General features: G+C 35.3%; 12 protein-coding genes. 2 read left to right on the forward strand and 10 right to left on the reverse strand.

The features are described 5' to 3' along the window. Window positions 1-486: 486 nt before the first annotated feature. From AQ616_RS00895 to AQ616_RS00915, 5 genes are all read right to left on the reverse strand, one after another. On the reverse strand, window positions 487-1,080 hold the full coding sequence (locus AQ616_RS00895) for a DUF421 domain-containing protein (RefSeq protein WP_017798313.1): 594 nt from the start codon (window positions 1,078-1,080) through the stop codon (window positions 487-489). Between the two features lie 387 nt (window positions 1,081-1,467). Beyond that, entirely contained in the window at window positions 1,468-3,525 is a 2,058-nt protein-coding gene (locus AQ616_RS00900; protein ID WP_069684785.1) for a catalase, read from the reverse strand. Window positions 3,526-3,616: 91 nt separating this feature from the next. After that, the gene (locus tag AQ616_RS00905; protein ID WP_017798315.1) at window positions 3,617-4,252 is read right to left on the reverse strand and encodes a spore coat protein; all 636 of its coding nucleotides are present in this window, start codon (window positions 4,250-4,252) and stop codon (window positions 3,617-3,619) included. Window positions 4,253-4,526: 274 nt separating this feature from the next. After that, the gene (locus AQ616_RS00910) at window positions 4,527-5,054 is read right to left on the reverse strand and encodes a hypothetical protein (protein WP_017798316.1); all 528 of its coding nucleotides are present in this window, start codon (window positions 5,052-5,054) and stop codon (window positions 4,527-4,529) included. A 9-nt stretch (window positions 5,055-5,063) separates the two neighbouring features. After that, window positions 5,064-6,233: a ParM/StbA family protein gene (locus tag AQ616_RS00915; RefSeq protein WP_017798317.1), complete on the reverse strand. Its 1,170-nt coding sequence runs from the start codon at window positions 6,231-6,233 to the stop codon at window positions 5,064-5,066. A 380-nt stretch (window positions 6,234-6,613) separates the two neighbouring features. Here AQ616_RS00915 and AQ616_RS00920 point away from each other — a divergent pair, with 380 nt between their 5' ends. Continuing rightward, window positions 6,614-7,891 (forward strand): GGDEF domain-containing protein, encoded by a 1,278-nt coding sequence (locus AQ616_RS00920; protein WP_069684786.1) that lies wholly within the window; start codon window positions 6,614-6,616, stop codon window positions 7,889-7,891. A 103-nt stretch (window positions 7,892-7,994) separates the two neighbouring features. Here AQ616_RS00920 and AQ616_RS00925 read toward each other — a convergent pair whose 3' ends face one another. The 4 genes from AQ616_RS00925 to gltB all read right to left on the reverse strand — a co-directional run bounded on the left by AQ616_RS00925 (window position 7,995) and on the right by gltB (window position 16,098). Then, window positions 7,995-8,468 (reverse strand): GNAT family N-acetyltransferase, encoded by a 474-nt coding sequence (locus AQ616_RS00925; RefSeq protein WP_017798319.1) that lies wholly within the window; start codon window positions 8,466-8,468, stop codon window positions 7,995-7,997. 62 nt (window positions 8,469-8,530) lie between these two features. Beyond that, complete coding sequence (gene rlmN, locus AQ616_RS00930) at window positions 8,531-9,598, reverse strand: dual-specificity RNA methyltransferase RlmN (protein WP_017798320.1); 1,068 nt, start codon at window positions 9,596-9,598, stop codon at window positions 8,531-8,533. Window positions 9,599-9,986: 388 nt separating this feature from the next. Next, entirely contained in the window at window positions 9,987-11,471 is a 1,485-nt protein-coding gene (locus tag AQ616_RS00935) for a glutamate synthase subunit beta (protein WP_017798321.1), read from the reverse strand. Window positions 11,472-11,505: 34 nt separating this feature from the next. Next, window positions 11,506-16,098, reverse strand: a complete 4,593-nt coding sequence (gene gltB / locus AQ616_RS00940; RefSeq protein ID WP_069684787.1) for a glutamate synthase large subunit — start codon at window positions 16,096-16,098, stop codon at window positions 11,506-11,508. Between the two features lie 451 nt (window positions 16,099-16,549). Between gltB and AQ616_RS00945 the strand changes: the two genes are divergently transcribed. After that, entirely contained in the window at window positions 16,550-17,569 is a 1,020-nt protein-coding gene (locus AQ616_RS00945; protein WP_069684788.1) for an LLM class flavin-dependent oxidoreductase, read from the forward strand. Window positions 17,570-18,055: 486 nt separating this feature from the next. Here AQ616_RS00945 and AQ616_RS00950 read toward each other — a convergent pair whose 3' ends face one another. Next, the gene (locus tag AQ616_RS00950; RefSeq protein ID WP_069684789.1) at window positions 18,056-19,306 is read right to left on the reverse strand and encodes a cytochrome P450; all 1,251 of its coding nucleotides are present in this window, start codon (window positions 19,304-19,306) and stop codon (window positions 18,056-18,058) included. Window positions 19,307-19,367 lie beyond the last annotated feature (61 nt).

Genomic DNA, 19,367 nt, shown 5'->3' on the forward strand with positions numbered 1-19,367 from the left:
ATCTTGTATTAAACTCTAGCACATAACAAATTTATAATCAATAGATATTAATAATTATATTAAATCATTTTCCAGTAACGAAAACTAATTTTTTACCACTTTTCTATTATGACAAATCAAGCTCAAGAAGGAAACTAATCTGATGATAATGAAACTTTTCTGATATTTTATTTTGCTGATCTATCCTAATAGAACCAACAATACTTGGTTTGTATTTGTTAAATTTTAATATTTTTAATTAATTCGTCATATGACATTCCGATTTAGAAGACTAGCCAGCTCTGATTATAATAGACGGCATCCTCCTACTCAAAATAGCAGATCTTGAAACTCCCATTCAGAAATTATGTATTTTTTTTCATAATAGCTAAACAACACTGTTTGCAATGGAAATCAAACAGTGTAACATTCAGATTTCTTATTAATTAAGGTTTATACCTCTTTCATTGCTAGGGAAGCGTTTATTTAATTAGTACAAAAATAAATTTAACGCAAATGTTTGGGAGGACTTGTCTTATGTTCTTTTTGACGTACCTCAACAAATAGTTCATCAGAGAAATCAGCTTGTTTTTCTCTCGGTATATAGTGAAAAAGCATTTGTTTCAATTCTTCAATATCTTTCTTTGTAGCTGGCTTTGCTTCCTCTTTTAATATAAAACCAATTCTTCCATTAGATTCTAACGTTGCCCAGCGAATATCTTTTATGCTAGAAACATTTTGTTGTCGTAAGTTCATTTCCAATTGATCAACAGTTAATCGAAGTTTACGAAGATTTGTTTCATTAAGTAGTCCATCTTCAATCACAACAATAGATTTTCCAGTTAAAAATTTCTCTAACTTATCACTTTTTATTTGTATAAATTCCATAACAATTAAAGTTAATATTAAAATTAGTCCTACACCAATAGTAACCCAAACACTTTTTCCTGCAATAGGTTGTATTAATAATGAGCCAATCCCAATCATAATCACTGTTTGAGCAAGTGTCATTTGTGAGATTGATTTTCGTCCTGCTATACGCAATAGTAAGGTTCCTGCAACTACAATTAATACTGCTTTCCAAATCCAATCCCATTCCATCAATATCATTCCTTTCGGTAATTAGCTTGACTCTGTTGTTTATTTTTATTCATCTAATAAGTCAACTTACGCTACAAACTATTTAAAGTAATTTATTTAAGAAGATTCCTTTTCCCATAGAAAAATCGGTACCTTAACTGTCACACCACATCTTATAAAACTTTTACGTGAAGTTATTTATTTGCATCAAGAAAGGTAAAAATTGATAAAATATATTTATTTTTGGATATGTAATAAAATATTTAAGTGAAACTTCGTTCTGTGGGAGTGTCGTTCCCACTTACCCACTTTCGCTATTCCTCATTGTCTCAAAGTGGAGATACTCTATTCAGTTACATGCAGGATAAAAAGGAACCTTTTGAATATCTTAGGTCCCTTCTTATACACTTATGATATTGTTCTATTCCAAAATCGATGTGCGGCAACTGCGTCTATGAATTGCTTCGAAAAATGATCCGGTTGGTGAGTACTTATAATGACACCTAATTTACTTGGAAATTGTTTTTGATTAAACCATTGTTCTCCTTCATTAGAGACTCCAATTGGTTTATAGTGATCGAATGCTTCCTGCATAAACATTTTAGCATTTTTCTCAAACATTTTATCTGCTTTGGTTCCTCCTGCAATATACACAGCATCAAACACTACCGATGAATCTGTAACAAACGTATGCATAGATGCTAGTTGACTGTTATCATCTGCTAAAATCGGACCCAATTTATCACTTAATATCGCTACTTGAATCCCCGCTGCTTGTATATTTTCAATAATTCTTTTTACTTCGACTCCATTAAATCCTTCTGAAATAATGACAGCAATTTTTCGAGTATTTGGTAACTTAGGTGTATTTTCTTGACTTAATGCTGGGGAGGATTTTGTCACCTTACTTTGAACATCTGCTGAAGGTACATTTACATCAATTTTTTCTGCAATTGCATTGGCTAGCTCATAATCAACTTTAGCAAACATATCAACCACCTTTTGTTGGATTGGTTTATGTTGCACTTTCCCTAGTTCGAATCGAAAAGCATCAATAATATGTTGTTTTTCAGCATCACTCATACTATTCCAAAATAACTTTGATTGACTAAAATGATCTTCAAAACTTTTGCTTCTTGCCCTAATTTTACGTCCATCGATTTTTTCTTGATAATGAGCAAAACCACCATTCTCTTCATCTACAGTATGGGGTGAATTATTAGCTAGAGAATTATTTCTATAGGAAACCTGTCCTTTATTAATCGTTTGCCGATGAAATCCATCACGTTGATTATTATGGAATGGACATACTGGTCGATTAATTGGTATCTCATGAAAATTCGGACCTCCTAATCGAAGTAATTGTGTATCCGTATAGGAAAACAAACGCGTTTGAAGCAGTGGATCATTTGTAAAATCAATTCCAGACACCACATTACCTACATGAAAAGCGACTTGTTCAGTCTCTGCAAAAACATTATCTACATTTCTGTTTAAAGTCATTTTACCAATAATTCGCACTGGAACATTCTCTTCTGGCCATATTTTAGTTGCATCAAGGATATCAAAATCAAATGCAAATTCGTCTTTTTCTTCTAAAATTTGTACCCCAAGCTCATATTCAGGGTAGTTTCCCATGTTAATCGACTCCCAAAGATCACGACGATTATAATCAGGATCCTTCCCTCCAAGTTTTTGGGCTTCATCCCAAACTAGCGAATGAGTGCCTAGTACTGGTTTCCAATGAAACTTAATAAAATGAGCTTTTCCTTCATCATTAACAAATCGAAATGTGTGTACACCAAAACCTTCCATCATTCGGAAACTCCGAGGAATAGCTCTATCACTCATAAGCCACATAACCATATGGGCAGTCTCCTGGTTTTGAGAAACCCAATCCCAGAATGTATCATGAGCAGCACTTGCTTGAGGCATTTCATTATGTGGTTCTGGCTTTATGGCATGAACTACATCTGGAAATTTTATACCATCTTGAATAAAAAATACTGGAATATTATTCGCCACTAAATCAAAGTTTCCTTCTTCTGTATAGAATTTCGTGGCAAACCCTCTAGCATCTCTAGGTGTATCCATCGATCCTCTAGAACCGACAACGGTAGAAAATCGAACAAAGACAGGTGTTTTTATACTTGGATCTTGTAGAAATTTTGCTTTTGTGTAAGGTTTCATTGACTCATATACTTGAAATTCCCCATGAGCAGCAAAACCACGCGCATGTACAACACGTTCTGGTATACGCTCGTGATCAAAGTGAGTCATTTTCTCACGGAAATGGAAATCTTCTATTAAGGTGGGTCCTCTTTCACCGGCTGTTAAAGATAATTCATCTTCGGTTAACTTAACTCCTTGATTAGTGGTGAGCTCTTTGTCCTCACTATCAGCACTTCGATAATATTCTAACTGATCGTTTTTACTATTTGAATTAATTGCTTTATCTTCATTCATGATCTGAGCAGCTCCTTTCTAAGTACTGTTATTTCAATTGACTAAAAAAGAAAATCTTAAAGCCCCTTCAAAAGAGAAGAGGCATACTCTTTTAATGTAAAGGTGGCTTGTTAGGGTTTTGTGATTGAACATTAGTAGGTGCATATCCTTCCTGCATCTGCATCATATCTTGCGGTGTAAGTTGTGGTACTTGGTAATAACCATGTTTGTTTTGATACAAAGAAATTTCATAAGCCATTTCAATACAGTTTGGAAGTGAATCCGCAAGAACTCTACGTACAACGGGGTTCGTGGTTTCTAATGCTGCTCCAGCTTTGACTGGTACACTTGCTTTAACAGCACTTAACATACCAAGAGCTATTGTTTCATCATTTACTTCTGCTGTTGCTTGCATTGGTTTTTTTGGTTGAGACGCTTTTAATCCATAGGTAAATTGATTATCTTGATTCATTTTATAACTTTGGGTGGGCATTGAAGGATCCTGACCAGTTTTAAAACATTCTAAAGTAATATTATATTCCTCTTTCATAAACGATTTTTGTCGCTCAAGTATATCTCGAAGTTCCGGGTCTCTAATTTGTTCACTCAGAAGTGTATATGTGTTTATAGTATTAATCGAACCTGATAAGACTTCATGAACATCAAACATTTCATGTCCCCCATGATTCATTTGGGGTGGAACAGCACTACTATTCATTTGTTCGTTTTGTTTTTGATTATTTTCCATAATAATCCTCCTCATTAATTTAGTCTTACAATATATGTTGACTACATAAAGAAAAAATATGTATTTTATTTTCTTGTTAATGAAGTTTTAATTAGATAAAAAGATTAATTCTGAACTGCTTCGAGCAGTTTTCTTCTCCCTATCTGCCAAATTATTGCCTCTTTTTCACTTCTTCATTTACTATTGTTACCCAATTGATAACAGAAAAGTTTAGGTTTTATTATATTTATCATCAAAAAAGCTGCCGGAAATAAATAATTCCCGACAGCTTTTTCTATTTATTCATACTAGAGAAGAAATCTCCAAGCGGATCCTCTTCCTCTGCTTCTTCCTCTGTAGTTTCTTCGTTGTTATGAACATCTAACTCTCCAATATCGAAGTCATCTATACGAAATTCAGTCGCAGCTGCAGATTCATGAAATTCTACAGGCGGGTCTTCTACGTGCCCTAGGTATTGATCAGCTTCTTCAATATCTTTGTTTAACGTTGTCATTATAGATGTAACTCTTTTTGGGTCTGTTAGAAGCTGATACAAAATAGAGCCAATCATAGCTTCTGAATGCTCATGCTTTAACCAGCTTTTCTGCTCTCTTGTTAATGGTTTAGGCAAAGGAACTGTTACAGTCTCTCTTTCTCGAACTACCGTCTCATGAATACCCTTTAAAACAAAATGTGCTATTTTACTCGAAAAGTTTCTTCTTTCTATATCTTTCAACTGTTGCAATTGTTTTAACAAATAATCTGGGGTGTCAGAGGGTACTCGAAATGTTATCGTTTGACCTCTTTCAATTTTCTTTACCATTTAATCACCTTATTTTGATTTCGTAGTCTTTTTTTCTTTATCTACTTGTGGAGTAGATTTTCGCACAAAGTCGGTGATTAGCTTATAATATGCATTCGCCATCATCCAAATGCTCTCATTTTCATCTTCAAAGAATTCAATATTGTAGCCATCTAATTTATTGTTTAATGCTTTAAGATAATCTTTTAATACAGCCGATCCGCCACCCACAAAGTAGCAAATTTCTGATTGAGAATTTTTCGCCCATACATTTCTTAAATAACGATACTCTTTCTTCGCTAATTCTAACAGTATATGGTCTGTAATATCATGGACATTCGTACGACTTCCTTTTACCATAATATGATTCCGATCATTTTTCCTGGTTATAATGTCTACTACATCTCGACGACTGTCTAATTCTACTCCGTGTTTAGTCCGGATTTCTTCTCGTATTTGTTCCAACGATTCAGACACACCTAAATTAAATCCTTGTGCTTTATCATCATCCACATTCCGATTTCGAATAACAGCAATATCTGTGGATAAACCACCGATATCTTGAATAAGAATTTGTTTATCTATTAAATCTTTGTTGATAACTTTTAAATCATTATCCATTATTAAATTCACATAAGCAGCGAATCCTTCTGGATATACTTTAACTTCATCAAACTTTATATTGACTTTTTTACCTTGATATTTTGGTGTTACAAGAAATTCAACTTGATGAACTGAACTTAATAAGTGGGAACGATAAGCTACGTCTTTTCCTTCTTTTACTTCACGAAGTGGTAAGCCGGTACCTAATGTATAGTTTGCATCAGTTACTCCATTTTTCTCTTCAAAATCACTGGTACTTACAGCATCTAGTGCCAATGAAGTTAACAACATAATCAATGTTTGGTCCTCTTCTGATTTACTACTGCCTTGATCTAACTCTTGTGAATTAGTTGTCTTTGTCGCCAAGCTCCCTACTCTATAAATAAGGTTATTCTCTGATAGGGCAGGAGAGTGAATTCGGATATGTATATTCTCTAGTATCTCCTTATCATCCAACTCTTCAATTCCAATTACTGGTCTTTCTTCTAAATCTGGAGCAATAACATTCGGAATATATAATTCATTTTCTAACTTTCCATAGTTTCCTTTTAAAGCATCATTTCCTACATCTACTGCAGCAATTCTTGATTTTGTCATCATATTACTCCTCTCTTCTATTAACCTACGAATCTAGCATAGCTTTTTTAAATGAAAACCTCAAGTACTAATTTCATAAAGTTTATATTGTTGTATACTTGTAATCTTTTTGAAAACATTGGCGTTCCAATATGTTTTCTTATTTGTTTACATGTATACATTATAAGTTTACTTTTGTTTACTTATTTTGTATACATGTATACAAAAAGTAATGTTGATTACTACCAATTAAAATGAACTTTTTATCCTTTAAAATTAAATTGTTAAATTTTACAATAATTTCTTACAATTACGGTCTTTATGTGCTATTATATTTAAACATAGGTAGAATAGCCTATTATCTATCTACTAAAAAATCAACTTTGGAAAGGATTAATTCTATGTACCGGTTACGCTTTTTTATACTATTTATTTTCGCTTCCGCAATAACTGTTGCATTTATATCTGGACCAATTGATGTTAATATTTCTACTTATCTACTCATCTTTTTAGTATATTTCTTGTTTACAGCTTTATATTCCAATCTGAAAACAATTGTGAGAACTGGGAATGTAAATGTAGACTACAGTATCTCATATAATTTATCTTTAGTTTTATATACTGGACCGCTAGGATTATTTATTTTTGAAGTATTTAGCAGATTTTATGTGTATTTTATTCGTAAGAAAAATGGCACAGCAGATGAAGATGAATTTCTTCATACTTTTTATAACATCGGTGGACCTACTCTTCTTAACGTATTTGGATACTATTGCTTTTTTACTGTCTATCCATATCTTGAACATCTTACATTTGGTTTCTGGTTTTTATTAATACCTATAGTTATTATGATTGATATTTTATCTTCTATTCTATTACTTATAATATTCCATTTTGCAGGCAATATTAGTACTGGCCAAGATGCATGGGCGTTTATAAAAGGAAAAAGCATGTTAGACACGTTAAAAGGTGCTATTTCCAATGGTTTACTTTTTTTATTTTTAACACAACAACATTGGGAAGCACTTATTGGATTGTTTATACTAAACTACTTAGTAAGCCGATCAGCAGTTCTTCAATCTCGAACTCTACAACATAAGATAGAAAGAGATCGATTTGAACAAATGGCGTATACTGATTTCCTTACAAAACTACATAATCGCACCTATATGAATAAGATAATGAACGAACTCAATGAATCTGAACAGTATGTAGGCATAGTTGTAACCGATATTGATACCTTCAAACGAATTAACGACACGTATAACCACAACGTGGGTGATAAGGTAATTCAACACTTTGCCAACCATATTAAAAGTAAACTTAATCACCATGATTATGTATTTCGTAGTGGTGGAGAAGAATTTACAATTATACTAACAAATAGAACATATGAGGAGTGTCAAAAACTTGTTATGCTTCTAAAAGAAGAAGTAGAACGAACTAGTGCACCAGCTGAATACAGGGGAAATACTATTGATGTAGACTACACTGCTACATTTGGTTTAAATTACTATCGTTGCGAAGAAAACAATGATATTCGAAAAGCCTATATCCAAGCTGACGAACTATTAATCAAGGCGAAAAATAATGGGAAAAATAGAGTACACTTATTCAATAGTACGAGCTCTACCGACCAAGAGGAAATACTAACTATTGAAAATGAAAATCCAACGTAGCAATTAAATAGTCCAGATTTAATTAAAACATTACTCTGGACTATTTAATATAAACTAATATCAAAATTTGCTTCATATGATACTCTCTGAGAAGAATATAATACTATAGTTCAATTATGTACCAACGATCCATAAATGAATGTTCTGAGCCTTCTATTGGACTCGATAATAAAGCAAAGCCATTTTGTTCGTATAATTTATTGGCTTGTATTAGCTCATGTCTGGTTTCTAAGTAACATTGATTATATTTCTTTTTAGCAAAGTCCAAAGCAGTATTTAACAACCTTCTACCAACTCCTTTACCTTGTTGATCTTGGCGGACGTAAAATTTTTGTAATTCACATACACCTTTCTCTATTACATACGGGGCAATACCAATTCCCCCAATTATTTCTTCACCTTCACACGCTACCCAGTACGAAGCATCTTTAATTGAATTATAGTAAGTAGATAAACGGGGTAATTCCGGATCATAATAAGCCGTCCCTTCTCGATCAAGATCTAGCGATTCCAATGAATCTTTTATTAGGTTTTCAATTTGATAATTATCTTTTTCCTCAATTTCTCTAATGAACATGCACCATCTCTCCTCCATATATAAAAAGCTCCCTTATCGAAAAGGAAGCTTTCTTATTAAACTTAGACTGCTTTTGATTTCTTAATTTGTTTACTTCGTAGTTGTCCACATGCTGCGTCAATATCTGCGCCATTTTCCCAACGAACACCGCAGTTAATACCCTGTTCCGTTAATGTTTCATAAAAAGCTTGAATATTTTCTGATTTACTACGACGATAGTCAATATGTTCATCTACCGTATTATATGGAATTAAGTTAACATAAGCAAGATGACGATGATTTTTAATTAAATTCGCTAGTTCTATCGCTTCTTTCTTATGATCATTTACGTCATCTAACATAATGTATTCATACGTAATTCGGCGATTTTTCTTCTGTAAGTAATATTCAACAGATTTCATCAACTTATCTATTGGAAAAGCTCGGTTGATCTTCATTATTTTCGTGCGTAGCTCATCATTAGGTGCATGTAATGAGATAGCCAAGTTTACTTGAATTGGATCGTCTGCAAACTCATAGATTTTATGTGCTAATCCACTAGTAGATACCGTTATATGCCTTGCACCAATATTTAGCCCTCGGTCATCATTGACTGTGTACAAGAAGTCCATGAGATTTTTATAATTATCAAATGGTTCGCCAATCCCCATTACAACAATGTGACTTACTCGTTCCTTTTCACCACGTTCATCGAGATGTTTTTGTACATTCATAATTTGCTCTACAACTTCTCCACTAGAGAGATCCCTACTTTTTCTCAAAAGACCACTAGCACAGAAGGTACAGCCAATATTACAACCGACCTGGGTAGTTACACAAACCGATAAGCCATAATGGAATCGCATCAATACAGTCTCAATTAAGTTCCCATCTTCCAGCTTAAATAAAAACTTTATAGTGCCATCTTGAGATTCTTGGCGTATCTCCTCACCCATTGTATGTAACACAAAGTTATCTTTTAACAATTGAATTGCTGATTGATTCACATTATTCATTTCATCAAAATTATTAATTCTCTTTTTATAAAGCCAATTCCATACTTGTTCTGCACGGAAACGCTTCTCACCGTGTTCCATTAGCCAATCTTTCAACTTTTCATACGTTAAGCCATATATAGATGATTTACTCATCAATAACCCTCATTTCCATTTTTACTCCTACACTATATTACTTGATATAGATTTGTATATCAAATAGTTTTTCAAGAATTTAGCTAATTGAGTCTTTGTTTAATTTCCATTACAGACAGAAGAATTCCGTAGACACAGCTTCAATATACTTGAAAAGAAGAACACTTTTAAATGGATCTTCAGCTCGCGCTATTCTGAGCAGAGATAGCCGTCTTTTATTACAATAAACGCCAAAGTTAATGCTATAATTCAAACATTATTATATAACCATCACAAAAGGTTCTTTTTTTAACTTAGCAATTATGAAATTGATTCAATTAAAAATATAAAAGCACTCCCTGTTAATTTTGACTAACAGGAGTGCTTTTAGACATTTTATAATAAATATTTATGGAAGCATCGTATCTCCCATCAAGAAACGATCACACTCCCGTGCCGCTCCTCGACCTTCATTGATCGCCCAAACGATTAGACTTTGTCCTCGTCGCATATCTCCGGCTGCAAAAACACCTTCAATATTCGTTTGAAATTCGCCGTATTTTGCTTTTACAGTAGTACGAGTTGTAGTTTCTACATCTAGAGATTCTATTAGCCCTTGATCTGGACCTTGGAAACCAATAGCAACTAATACTAAATCTGCTGGCCAAACCTTTTCTGTTCCTGGTATTTCTTCACGTATTTTTTTTCCACCTTCATAACGTGTTTTTACATTAATCGTGTGTACTTCTTTAACATGACCATTTTCATCGCCAACAAACTTTGTAGTCTGAACTGCAAAAGCACGTGGATCATCACCAAATTGCGCTTCAGCTTCTTTATGACCATACTCCACACGATGAATTTTCGGATATTGGGGCCATGGATTAGCTTCTTCATCACGTAAGAGATTACGTTTTTCATAGATATCAAATTGTGTAAGACTTTTACAATTATGACGAACTGAGGTAGCAAGACAATCCGTTCCTGTATCACCACCACCAATGACGATTACATCCTTATCTTTTGCAGATATATAATTCCCATCTTCTAAATTAGAATCTAGTAAACTTTCAACATTTGCATGTAAAAAGTCCATAGCAGGATGTACTCCTTTAAGGTGACTACCTTCCACTGGCATGTCACGATGTAAGCTTGCTCCGCCACAGAGTACAACAGAATCATATATCTCTTGTAACTCTTCATTGGTAATATCTTTACCAACTTCCGTATTCGTAATAAACTCAATGCCCTCTTGTTCTAAAATGGACACACGCCTGATTACAATATCATAAGATAGTTTCATTTCTGGAATCCCATATGTTAAAAGTCCACCAACGCGCTTGTCTCTCTCATAAACTGTAACAGAATGTCCTGCTTTGTTTAACTGATCGGCTGCAGCTAAACCGGCAGGACCAGACCCAACGATTGCTACACGCTTACCGGTACGGATTTTTGGTGGGTTTGGTACAACCCATCCTTCCTCAAATCCTTTTTCAATAATTGATCTTTCCACCGTACGAATAGCTACCGCAGGTTCATTAATTCCTAACACACACGCGCCTTCGCAAGGCGCCGGACATGCAATCCCAGTGAACTCAGGAAAATTATTCATCTGATGTTCCTTATCTAGTGCTTCTCGCCATTTCCCCTCGTACACTAGGTTATTCCACTCTGGAATTAAGTGATAGACAGGGCAACCTGATGTTACCCCTGCTATCTCAATTCCTTGATGACATGTAGGAACACCACAATCCATACAACGAGCACCTTGTTTTTGCACTTCCTCATCTGACATCGGAGCCGTATAATCGTTCCAGTCTTTAACACGCTCTTGTGGATTTCTGCCAGGACGTGCTTGCCTTTCATACTCCATAAAACCTGTTTGTTTTCCCATCAAAAGCCTCCCTTTCTGCTGACATGAATCATCCTTATACGTTCACCTTATCTTTTTGTACTTTAATTTGATTGGTTTCCTCAAAAGCTTGTAGTTCTGCTTGATATTTAGTTAATCCTGTATTCATTAACATGGATATACGTTCTCTCATTGCTAAATATGCTTTTGGAATTACACGAATAAATGATGTTGAATATTTTTCCCAATACGAAAGGATTCTTGCAGCATGACCACTATCTGTATATTCCACATGCTTTTCAATTGAATTGTATAAGTCTACCAATTCTTTTTCATCCGTAACACGTTCAACATGAACGAGAGAATTATTTACCATATTATTAAATTCGTCTTTTTCATCAAATACATAAGCAACTCCACCTGACATACCAGCAGCAAAGTTTCTACCGGTTTTTCCAAGGACGATTACTTGGCCACCAGTCATATATTCACAGCCATGATCACCGATACCTTCTACAACAATCGACGCTCCACTATTTCGAACTGCAAAACGTTCTCCTGCTATGCCTCGAATGTATGCTTCACCTGCAGATGCACCATAAAATGCGACGTTTCCTATGATAATATTCTTTTCGGGCTCAAATGTAACCGTTGAAGATGGTCTAACGATTATTTTTCCACCAGACAATCCTTTACCAACAAAGTCATTGGCATCTCCGATTAATTTTAGAGACATTCCTTTTGGAATAAATGCACCGAAACTTTGTCCTGCGGAACCATTAAAGTTTAGTTTAATCGTATCTTCAGGTAAACCATGTTCACCATATTTTTCTGTAATCGCGTGACCTAATAAAGTCCCTGTTACACGGTTAATATTTCGAATGGCAACTGAAAATTCTATAGGTGTTCCATCTTCTATTGTCGATTCACAAATCGGTAGTAACTCCTGATAATCCAATGTTTTATCAATACCATGATCCTGCTGTTGCGTTGCATACTGATCTATTTTAAAAGGTAGCTCCGGTCTATATAATAATGCAGATAAATCAATATCTTTCGCTTTCCAATGATCCAGCTGTTTTGCCTCTAGCACATCGGAGCGTCCAATCATTTCATTAATCGTACGGAAGCCAAGTGATGCCATAATCTCTCTGGCTTCTTGAGCGATAAATTGCATGAAATTAACGACATGATCCGGGTCACCAGAAAACTTTTCTCTTAAAGCAGGATTTTGTGTTGCAATTCCAACTGGGCAAGTGTCTAAGTGACAAACACGCATCATTACACAGCCTAATGCTACCAATGGCGCTGTAGAGAAGCCGTACTCTTCTGCTCCTAATAAAGCAGCAACAACTACATCTCTACCAGTCATCATCTTACCGTCTGTTTCCACAGTAATACGGTCACGTAATCCGTTTAATAATAATGTTTGATGTGTTTCAGCCAAACCAATTTCCCAAGGAAGTCCAGTATGCTTCAAGCTAGTACGAGGTGCTGCACCTGTACCGCCATCATAACCACTAATCACAACATGGTCCGCTCTTCCTTTCGCTACACCTGCTGCAATTGTTCCAACTCCTACAGCTGCCACTAGTTTTACACTAATACGCGCATTAGGATTGGCATTTTTCAAGTTATAGATTAATTCCGCAAGATCTTCGATGGAATAAATATCGTGGTGAGGTGGTGGAGAGATTAATTCAACTCCAGGAGTTGATCCACGCACTTCCGCTACCCATGGGTATACTTTTTTGCCAGGGAGCTGGCCACCTTCACCTGGTTTGGCTCCTTGTGCTACTTTTATTTGAATCTCATCTGCATTTACTAAATAATTACTAGTTACACCAAAACGTCCAGAGGCAACTTGTTTTACGGCACTTCTTCTTAAGTCACCATTTTCATCTGGTATAAACCGATCGATGGACTCACCACCTTCTCCAGTATTACTGCGTCCACCTAATCGATTCATTGCAATCGCTAAAGCTTCATGTGCTTCTTTACTAATCGATCCAAAAGACATTGCTCCTGTTTTAAATCGTTTTACAATATTTTCTACAGGCTCTACTTCTTCAATTGGTACCGGCGTCCTGTCTTTAAAATCTACTAATCCACGCAAGGATTGTAAGTTTAATGCATCATCGGTAAGCATATTAGAATACTCTTTAAAGAGCTCGTAGTTATTGGATCTTACAGAATGTTGCAATGTTTGAATCGTCTGTGGATTATATTGATGATCCTCACCATTAACTCTGTATTGGAACTCATCACCAGGTATTAAATTACGTTTTCCATCTCGAGCTTCTGCAAATGCTAGCTGATGTCTCATCATTGCTTCTTTTTCGATAGTATCAAGCTTAATGCCCCCTAATCGAGAAGCTGTTCCAGTAAAGTAATAATCGGTAACATCCTGATGTATACCTACCGCCTCAAAAATTTGAGCACCACGATAACTTTGAATTGTAGAAATGCCCATTTTAGATAATATTTTGATAATTCCGTCAGTTACGGCAGTAATATATCTCGTATACGCCTCATCTACTGAATCTACCTTTATTTCATCCGCTTGGAATAAATTAAAATACGTATCGAAAGCAAGATAAGGGTTAATCGCTTCTGCTCCATATCCTAATAAAGCTGCAAAATGATGTACCTCTCTAGGCTCTCCTGACTCAACTAATAAACTAACTTTCGTGCGAACTCCCTTACGAATCAAATGATGATGCAAACCAGAAACTGCTAACAAGGCTGGAATTGCTGCTTGTTTCTCATTTACTCCCCTGTCTGACAGGATAAGTAAACTGACGCCTCTCTTCATTGCTCTATCCGCCTGTACAAATAGTGTATCAAGCGCTTCTTTCATATTTCCTTCTTTTTCAGTATCAAACAATGTAGATAGCGTTTCTACGGATAGCCTTTCTAAGCGCTGATGTCGTATTGCTTCTAACTCTTCATTACGTAAAACGGGTGTCTCTAGACGAATATGTCTACAATTATCCGCTGTAGGCTTCGTTAAGTTCCCTTCAGCTCCGATTGTCGTCTCTACCATTGTAATTATCTTCTCTCGAATCGCATCCAAAGGTGGATTAGTTACTTGAGCAAACAGTTGTTTAAAGTAATTATATAGCAGTTGAGGGCGTTTCGATAAGACTGCTAAAGGCGAATCATACCCCATCGAACCTACTGGATCTTTTCCATCTGAAACTAATGGTTTCATAATTTTATTTAATTCTTCTTGTGTATAACCAAAAGCTAACTGCTGTTCTAACAATTTATCACCGTGGTTAACAGGATAATCACTTGTCGGTTTCGGAAGGTCTTGCAATTCAACTTTATTTTTTAGCCATTCTTTGTAAGGTTTTTCAGAGGATATTTGCATTTTTATCGTTTCATCAGGAACGATAACTCCTTTTTCTAAATCAACAAGTAACATTTTTCCTGGTGCTAAACGATCTTTATACAAGATATCATCAGCAAAAATATCTAATGCCCCTACTTCAGATCCTAAAACAACCATTCCATCCTTTGTAACATAATATCTTGCTGGTCTTAATCCATTCCGGTCTAAACATGCTCCTATTTGGCTTCCATTCGTAAACACTAGTGCAGCTGGACCGTCCCATGGTTCCATTAATGTACTATGATATTCATAAAAATCACGCTTTTCATCTTTAATATTGTCATCATTCGACCAAGGTTCTGGAACCATCATCATTGCCGTATGAGCTAATGACCTTCCTGAAAGATGTAAAAATTCAAATGTATTATCAAATATAGAGGAATCACTTCCGTCTGTATCCATAACTGGTAATATTTTTTCCAAATCTTTTTCACTAAAATGATCAGATACACAGAGTTGTTCTCTGGCTTGCATCCAATTTACATTACCGCGTAACGTATTAAATTCTCCATTATGGATGGTATATCGATTAGGGTGAGATCTTTTCCAACTTGGGAATGTGTTGGTACTAAAGCGTGAGTGAACGAGTGCTAACGCAGATTTAAAATCTGGATGGTTGAGGTCAATATAGTAGGCATCTAATTGTTCCGGTACTAACATACCTTTATAAACAATTGTTCTTGTAGATAAACTACAAATGTATACATCCTCATATTCTGGTTGACCTGCAACAATATTTTCGATGCATTTACGTATCACAAATAATCTACGTTCAAATTCCATCTGATCCTTAATGCTATCCGAGCATTGAATAAAAAATTGTCGAACCGATGGAGCACTCTTAGATGCAACTTTCCCTATAAAAGATTCATTCGTTGGTACAGGCCTCCAGCCTAGAAATGTTTGTCCTTCATCTTCAACAATTTGTTCTATCATTTTTCTACAAGTCATTCTTAATTGACGATCTCTAGGTAAGAAAATCATCCCTACGCCATAGTCACCCTCACGAGGTAAGTGAATATTCTCTTTCACACATTGAAGTTGAAAGAAACGATCGGGTATTTGGGTCATAATACCAGCCCCATCACCCGTGCTTGTATCTGCTGATTGTCCACCTCGATGTTCTAGGTTACACAATATATTAATCGCATTTTGTACTATATTGTGAGTTTTCTTACCATTTATATTGGCAATCATCCCTATTCCACATGCTTCATGTTCAAAGTCTGGATGATATAGTCCCTGTTGATCAGGATATCCTTGTTTACTCATCACAACAGCTCCTCTCTTGTATAGTTTCCGTTTTAAATCAATCTGTTTTTTGAAGGACAACGCATGTTGTTTTGTTATTATATCATAAATTCAATTTAGACATAAAATTCTGATTACATGTTTTTATTGATTTATTCTTGCTTCTCAAAATGTAATCGCTACCATCGTTAACATATTAACTTTTAAATTTTTTAAAATTTTTTATGCTAAAAATCGATTTCGAATCAGATATGGCGTAATTGAGCCTGAATACTACTATTCTTATTACTGATTTATCAAACAGTCGTTTTCTTTTTCAATTTTTAAGAACATTCTTTTTTCGTAAGTTAGTTGATTTTTCCTATTATTCCGTTATATTGGTAACTCTCATAATCCCAAACAAATAAGTAGACTCTAAAAGAAGAAACACTTATCATTGTTCTCATAACCTAGAAAGCAAGGAGGTTACTTGATGTTAACAAACAACGAACACAAAACATTTCAAGATATACCACTCTCTGTATTAGATTTAGCACCTATTGTTCAAGGTTCTAATGCCAAACAAGCTTTCCAAGACAGTGTGCGATTAGCACAACATGTAGAAAAGTTAGGTTTCAATCGTTATTGGCTAGCAGAGCATCACAATATGCAGGGTATTGGTAGTTCTGCAACGTCGGTTCTAATAGGACATATAGCTGGTCATACTAATCATATGCGTATTGGATCCGGCGGAGTAATGTTGCCGAATCATGCTACTCTTGTGATTGCAGAGCAATTTGGAACATTGGAATCTCTATATCCAGGACGAATTGATCTTGGTCTGGGTAGAGCTCCTGGAAGCGACCAAGCTACTGCCTACGCATTAAGAAGAACGTTACATGCAGGACCTGAAGAGTTCCCAATGCAAGTAAACGAACTTCAAGATTATTTTTCTAATGATCCTGTATCACAAGTAAAAGCAGTTCCTGGTCAGGGCTTGGATATTCCCATATGGTTACTAGGATCTAGTGACTTTAGCGCTCGATTAGCAGCTGAAAAAGGACTTCCTTTCTCATTTGCTTCTCATTTCGCACCACAGTATACAGTACCAGCGATACAGTTATATCGAAGAAATTTCCAGCCATCTACAATAATGGATAAGCCTTATGCAATGGTGGGGATAAATGTTATTGCCGCAGATACGGATGAAGAAGCAGATTACTTAGCTAACTCCCACCGTATTCAATTTCTTAATTTACGTAGAGGAAAAGAATCGAAGCTTCAGCCACCTGTAGAGAATATGGACACCATATGGTCTCCAATGGAGAAAGCTGCTGTCGAAGAATCTCTTGATCCTCGTACAACGATAGTCGGCAGTAAAGAAACAATCAAAAAAGGAATCGAAGCATTTCGTAAAGAAACAGATGCTGACGAGATGATTATTACCTCCCAAATATATGATATGAAGGCACGTCTTCGCTCTTATGAGATTATTGGAGAGATTATGGATTAACATTAAAATATCCGAACCATCCTAGGTTGGCACAAAAGTATTTACTCAAAAGATAATCTGAATGAACTGGTTATGATACTCGTTTCAGAAATGTACTCTGCTTATCCTAAGGCGGCCGGTGAGCCTCCGAATGCCTATGCATCGGGGCCTCACTCCCACAGGACAAGGAAGACCTCGGCAGCATTGCAACACACGGAAAATCGTCTTTTGATTTCAAGGAGTCTCCGTATATTTCTTACGCTTATTTTAGCTATCATTCGTCTTTTGACCAAAATCTTTTGTTATAACTTATTCTCTTGGTTCGGATATTATATATATATTTGAATCAATTTTGTAACTGCTATGTCTATTTAAAAAAACGACTATTTGGTAATAGTTTTATTTCATGTTCGGAATATAGGAAAAAACAATGACTTCTATTATACTGGAAACCGCGACTCTTCTAAAGCCAAAAAAACTCATTATGGGACTGACTCGTTTTTTTGATTATCCTTTATTCCGTATATTTTGCAATCTAATTTTACTACTTGGTTGAGCAGGGATTTGATTGAGCTTAAAATTCAAGTCTTGATCAGGCAAATCATAATCTAATTGCAACAAGTACTCCAAGCTTATTCGCATCATTTGTGTTGTTATCTCCTCTCCCACACAACGGTGACCAAACTCTAAGTCACCCGCCCCTTGTGGAATAAGTCTGTAACGGTCTTTTTCATCTAAAAATTGAAACCGTTCAGGTACAAAATTTTCTGGTTCTTCCCACGTATCTGGATGATGATTAGATCCGTATAAATCTAGCAAGACAAGTCTGTTTTTTGGAAAATAGATATCTTCCCAAATAAAACTCTCTCGTGCCTTTGCTATAACAAAAGGAACTGCAGGATAAAATCTCTTCACTTCTTGAATAAACCAGCTGACATATTGTGAATCTTTACGAAGTCTTTGCCTTACATTTGGATTTTCTAGTAATGCTAATTGACTAAAACAAGCATATCTTGTAATTGCAACAAACGGACGTATTATATTTAATACCTCTTCCGCAGCATTTGAAATAGATAATAATTTACCGTTAGAACGTTCATACCAAGCTAATTGATACAAGGGAGATTGCTCTTGTGGGTGGATTCTACCTGTTCGTACTTGTCTAATAATGTAAGATATCCATTTAAGCGCCCGCTTTTTCGCTTGATTTCCCTGGAAATAATTTAATCCTTTGTTTGTAAAAGCCGTCAGCATGGAACGAATATCTTTTGTACGTAAGGAAACATTTTTGGCATACAAAGGAATGCCTATCCAATTACAAACAATAATGGTGAATAATTGTTCCAACTCATCTAACAATACTACTTCACCAGTTTGTTCCCAACGTTCTATAGCAATTTTCCATTGATTCCTGCTAATTTGTTCTAGTTTTTTTCGCTGTTCTTCATTCATTACATTTATCAGCATTTGTTTTCGTTTATGATGTTGTCCATCATCGAATTGAAATACACTATTCTTTCCAATGATTACATCTGCTACATTTTTGGGAATTGCACCATAACGAATAAAACGGGATGAATCGTAGAATAACTCAGCCGCTTTAGGTCCACGCATTGCTATAAACTTTTTTCCAAGTATCTTCGTTTCTACAACATCTGAGTTAAATTGATTCATACGATTGGAGAGAAATAAATACCCTTCATTCATCCAAGCAACTGTATGATCAAGACCTTCTTCTTTTGGTATTGGTTTTACCATGGCAATATCCTCCTACTATTTGTAGCATTCCCTTATCCAATATATTAAAACGAAAAAAAGA

The organism is Oceanobacillus sp. E9 (assembly GCF_001741975.1).
GTDB classification, from domain to species: domain Bacteria; phylum Bacillota; class Bacilli; order Bacillales; family Amphibacillaceae; genus Oceanobacillus; species Oceanobacillus kimchii.

What these genes read in the sequence shown, in the direction of transcription:
- AQ616_RS00900 (WP_069684785.1), bottom strand. Translation starts at nt 3,525, where the DNA reads ATGAATGAAGATAAAGCAATTAATTCAAATAGTAAAAACGATCAGTTA.
- AQ616_RS00915 (WP_017798317.1), bottom strand. Translation starts at nt 6,233, where the DNA reads ATGACAAAATCAAGAATTGCTGCAGTAGATGTAGGAAATGATGCTTTA.
- AQ616_RS00925 (WP_017798319.1), bottom strand. Translation starts at nt 8,468, where the DNA reads ATGTTCATTAGAGAAATTGAGGAAAAAGATAATTATCAAATTGAAAAC.
- AQ616_RS00905 (WP_017798315.1), bottom strand. Translation starts at nt 4,252, where the DNA reads ATGGAAAATAATCAAAAACAAAACGAACAAATGAATAGTAGTGCTGTT.
- AQ616_RS00910 (WP_017798316.1), bottom strand. Translation starts at nt 5,054, where the DNA reads ATGGTAAAGAAAATTGAAAGAGGTCAAACGATAACATTTCGAGTACCC.
- AQ616_RS00950 (WP_069684789.1), bottom strand. Translation starts at nt 19,306, where the DNA reads ATGGTAAAACCAATACCAAAAGAAGAAGGTCTTGATCATACAGTTGCT.
- AQ616_RS00935 (WP_017798321.1), bottom strand. Translation starts at nt 11,471, where the DNA reads ATGGGAAAACAAACAGGTTTTATGGAGTATGAAAGGCAAGCACGTCCT.
- rlmN (WP_017798320.1), bottom strand. Translation starts at nt 9,598, where the DNA reads ATGAGTAAATCATCTATATATGGCTTAACGTATGAAAAGTTGAAAGAT.
- AQ616_RS00945 (WP_069684788.1), top strand. Translation starts at nt 16,550, where the DNA reads ATGTTAACAAACAACGAACACAAAACATTTCAAGATATACCACTCTCT.
- gltB (WP_069684787.1), bottom strand. Translation starts at nt 16,098, where the DNA reads ATGAGTAAACAAGGATATCCTGATCAACAGGGACTATATCATCCAGAC.
- AQ616_RS00920 (WP_069684786.1), top strand. Translation starts at nt 6,614, where the DNA reads ATGTACCGGTTACGCTTTTTTATACTATTTATTTTCGCTTCCGCAATA.
- AQ616_RS00895 (WP_017798313.1), bottom strand. Translation starts at nt 1,080, where the DNA reads ATGGAATGGGATTGGATTTGGAAAGCAGTATTAATTGTAGTTGCAGGA.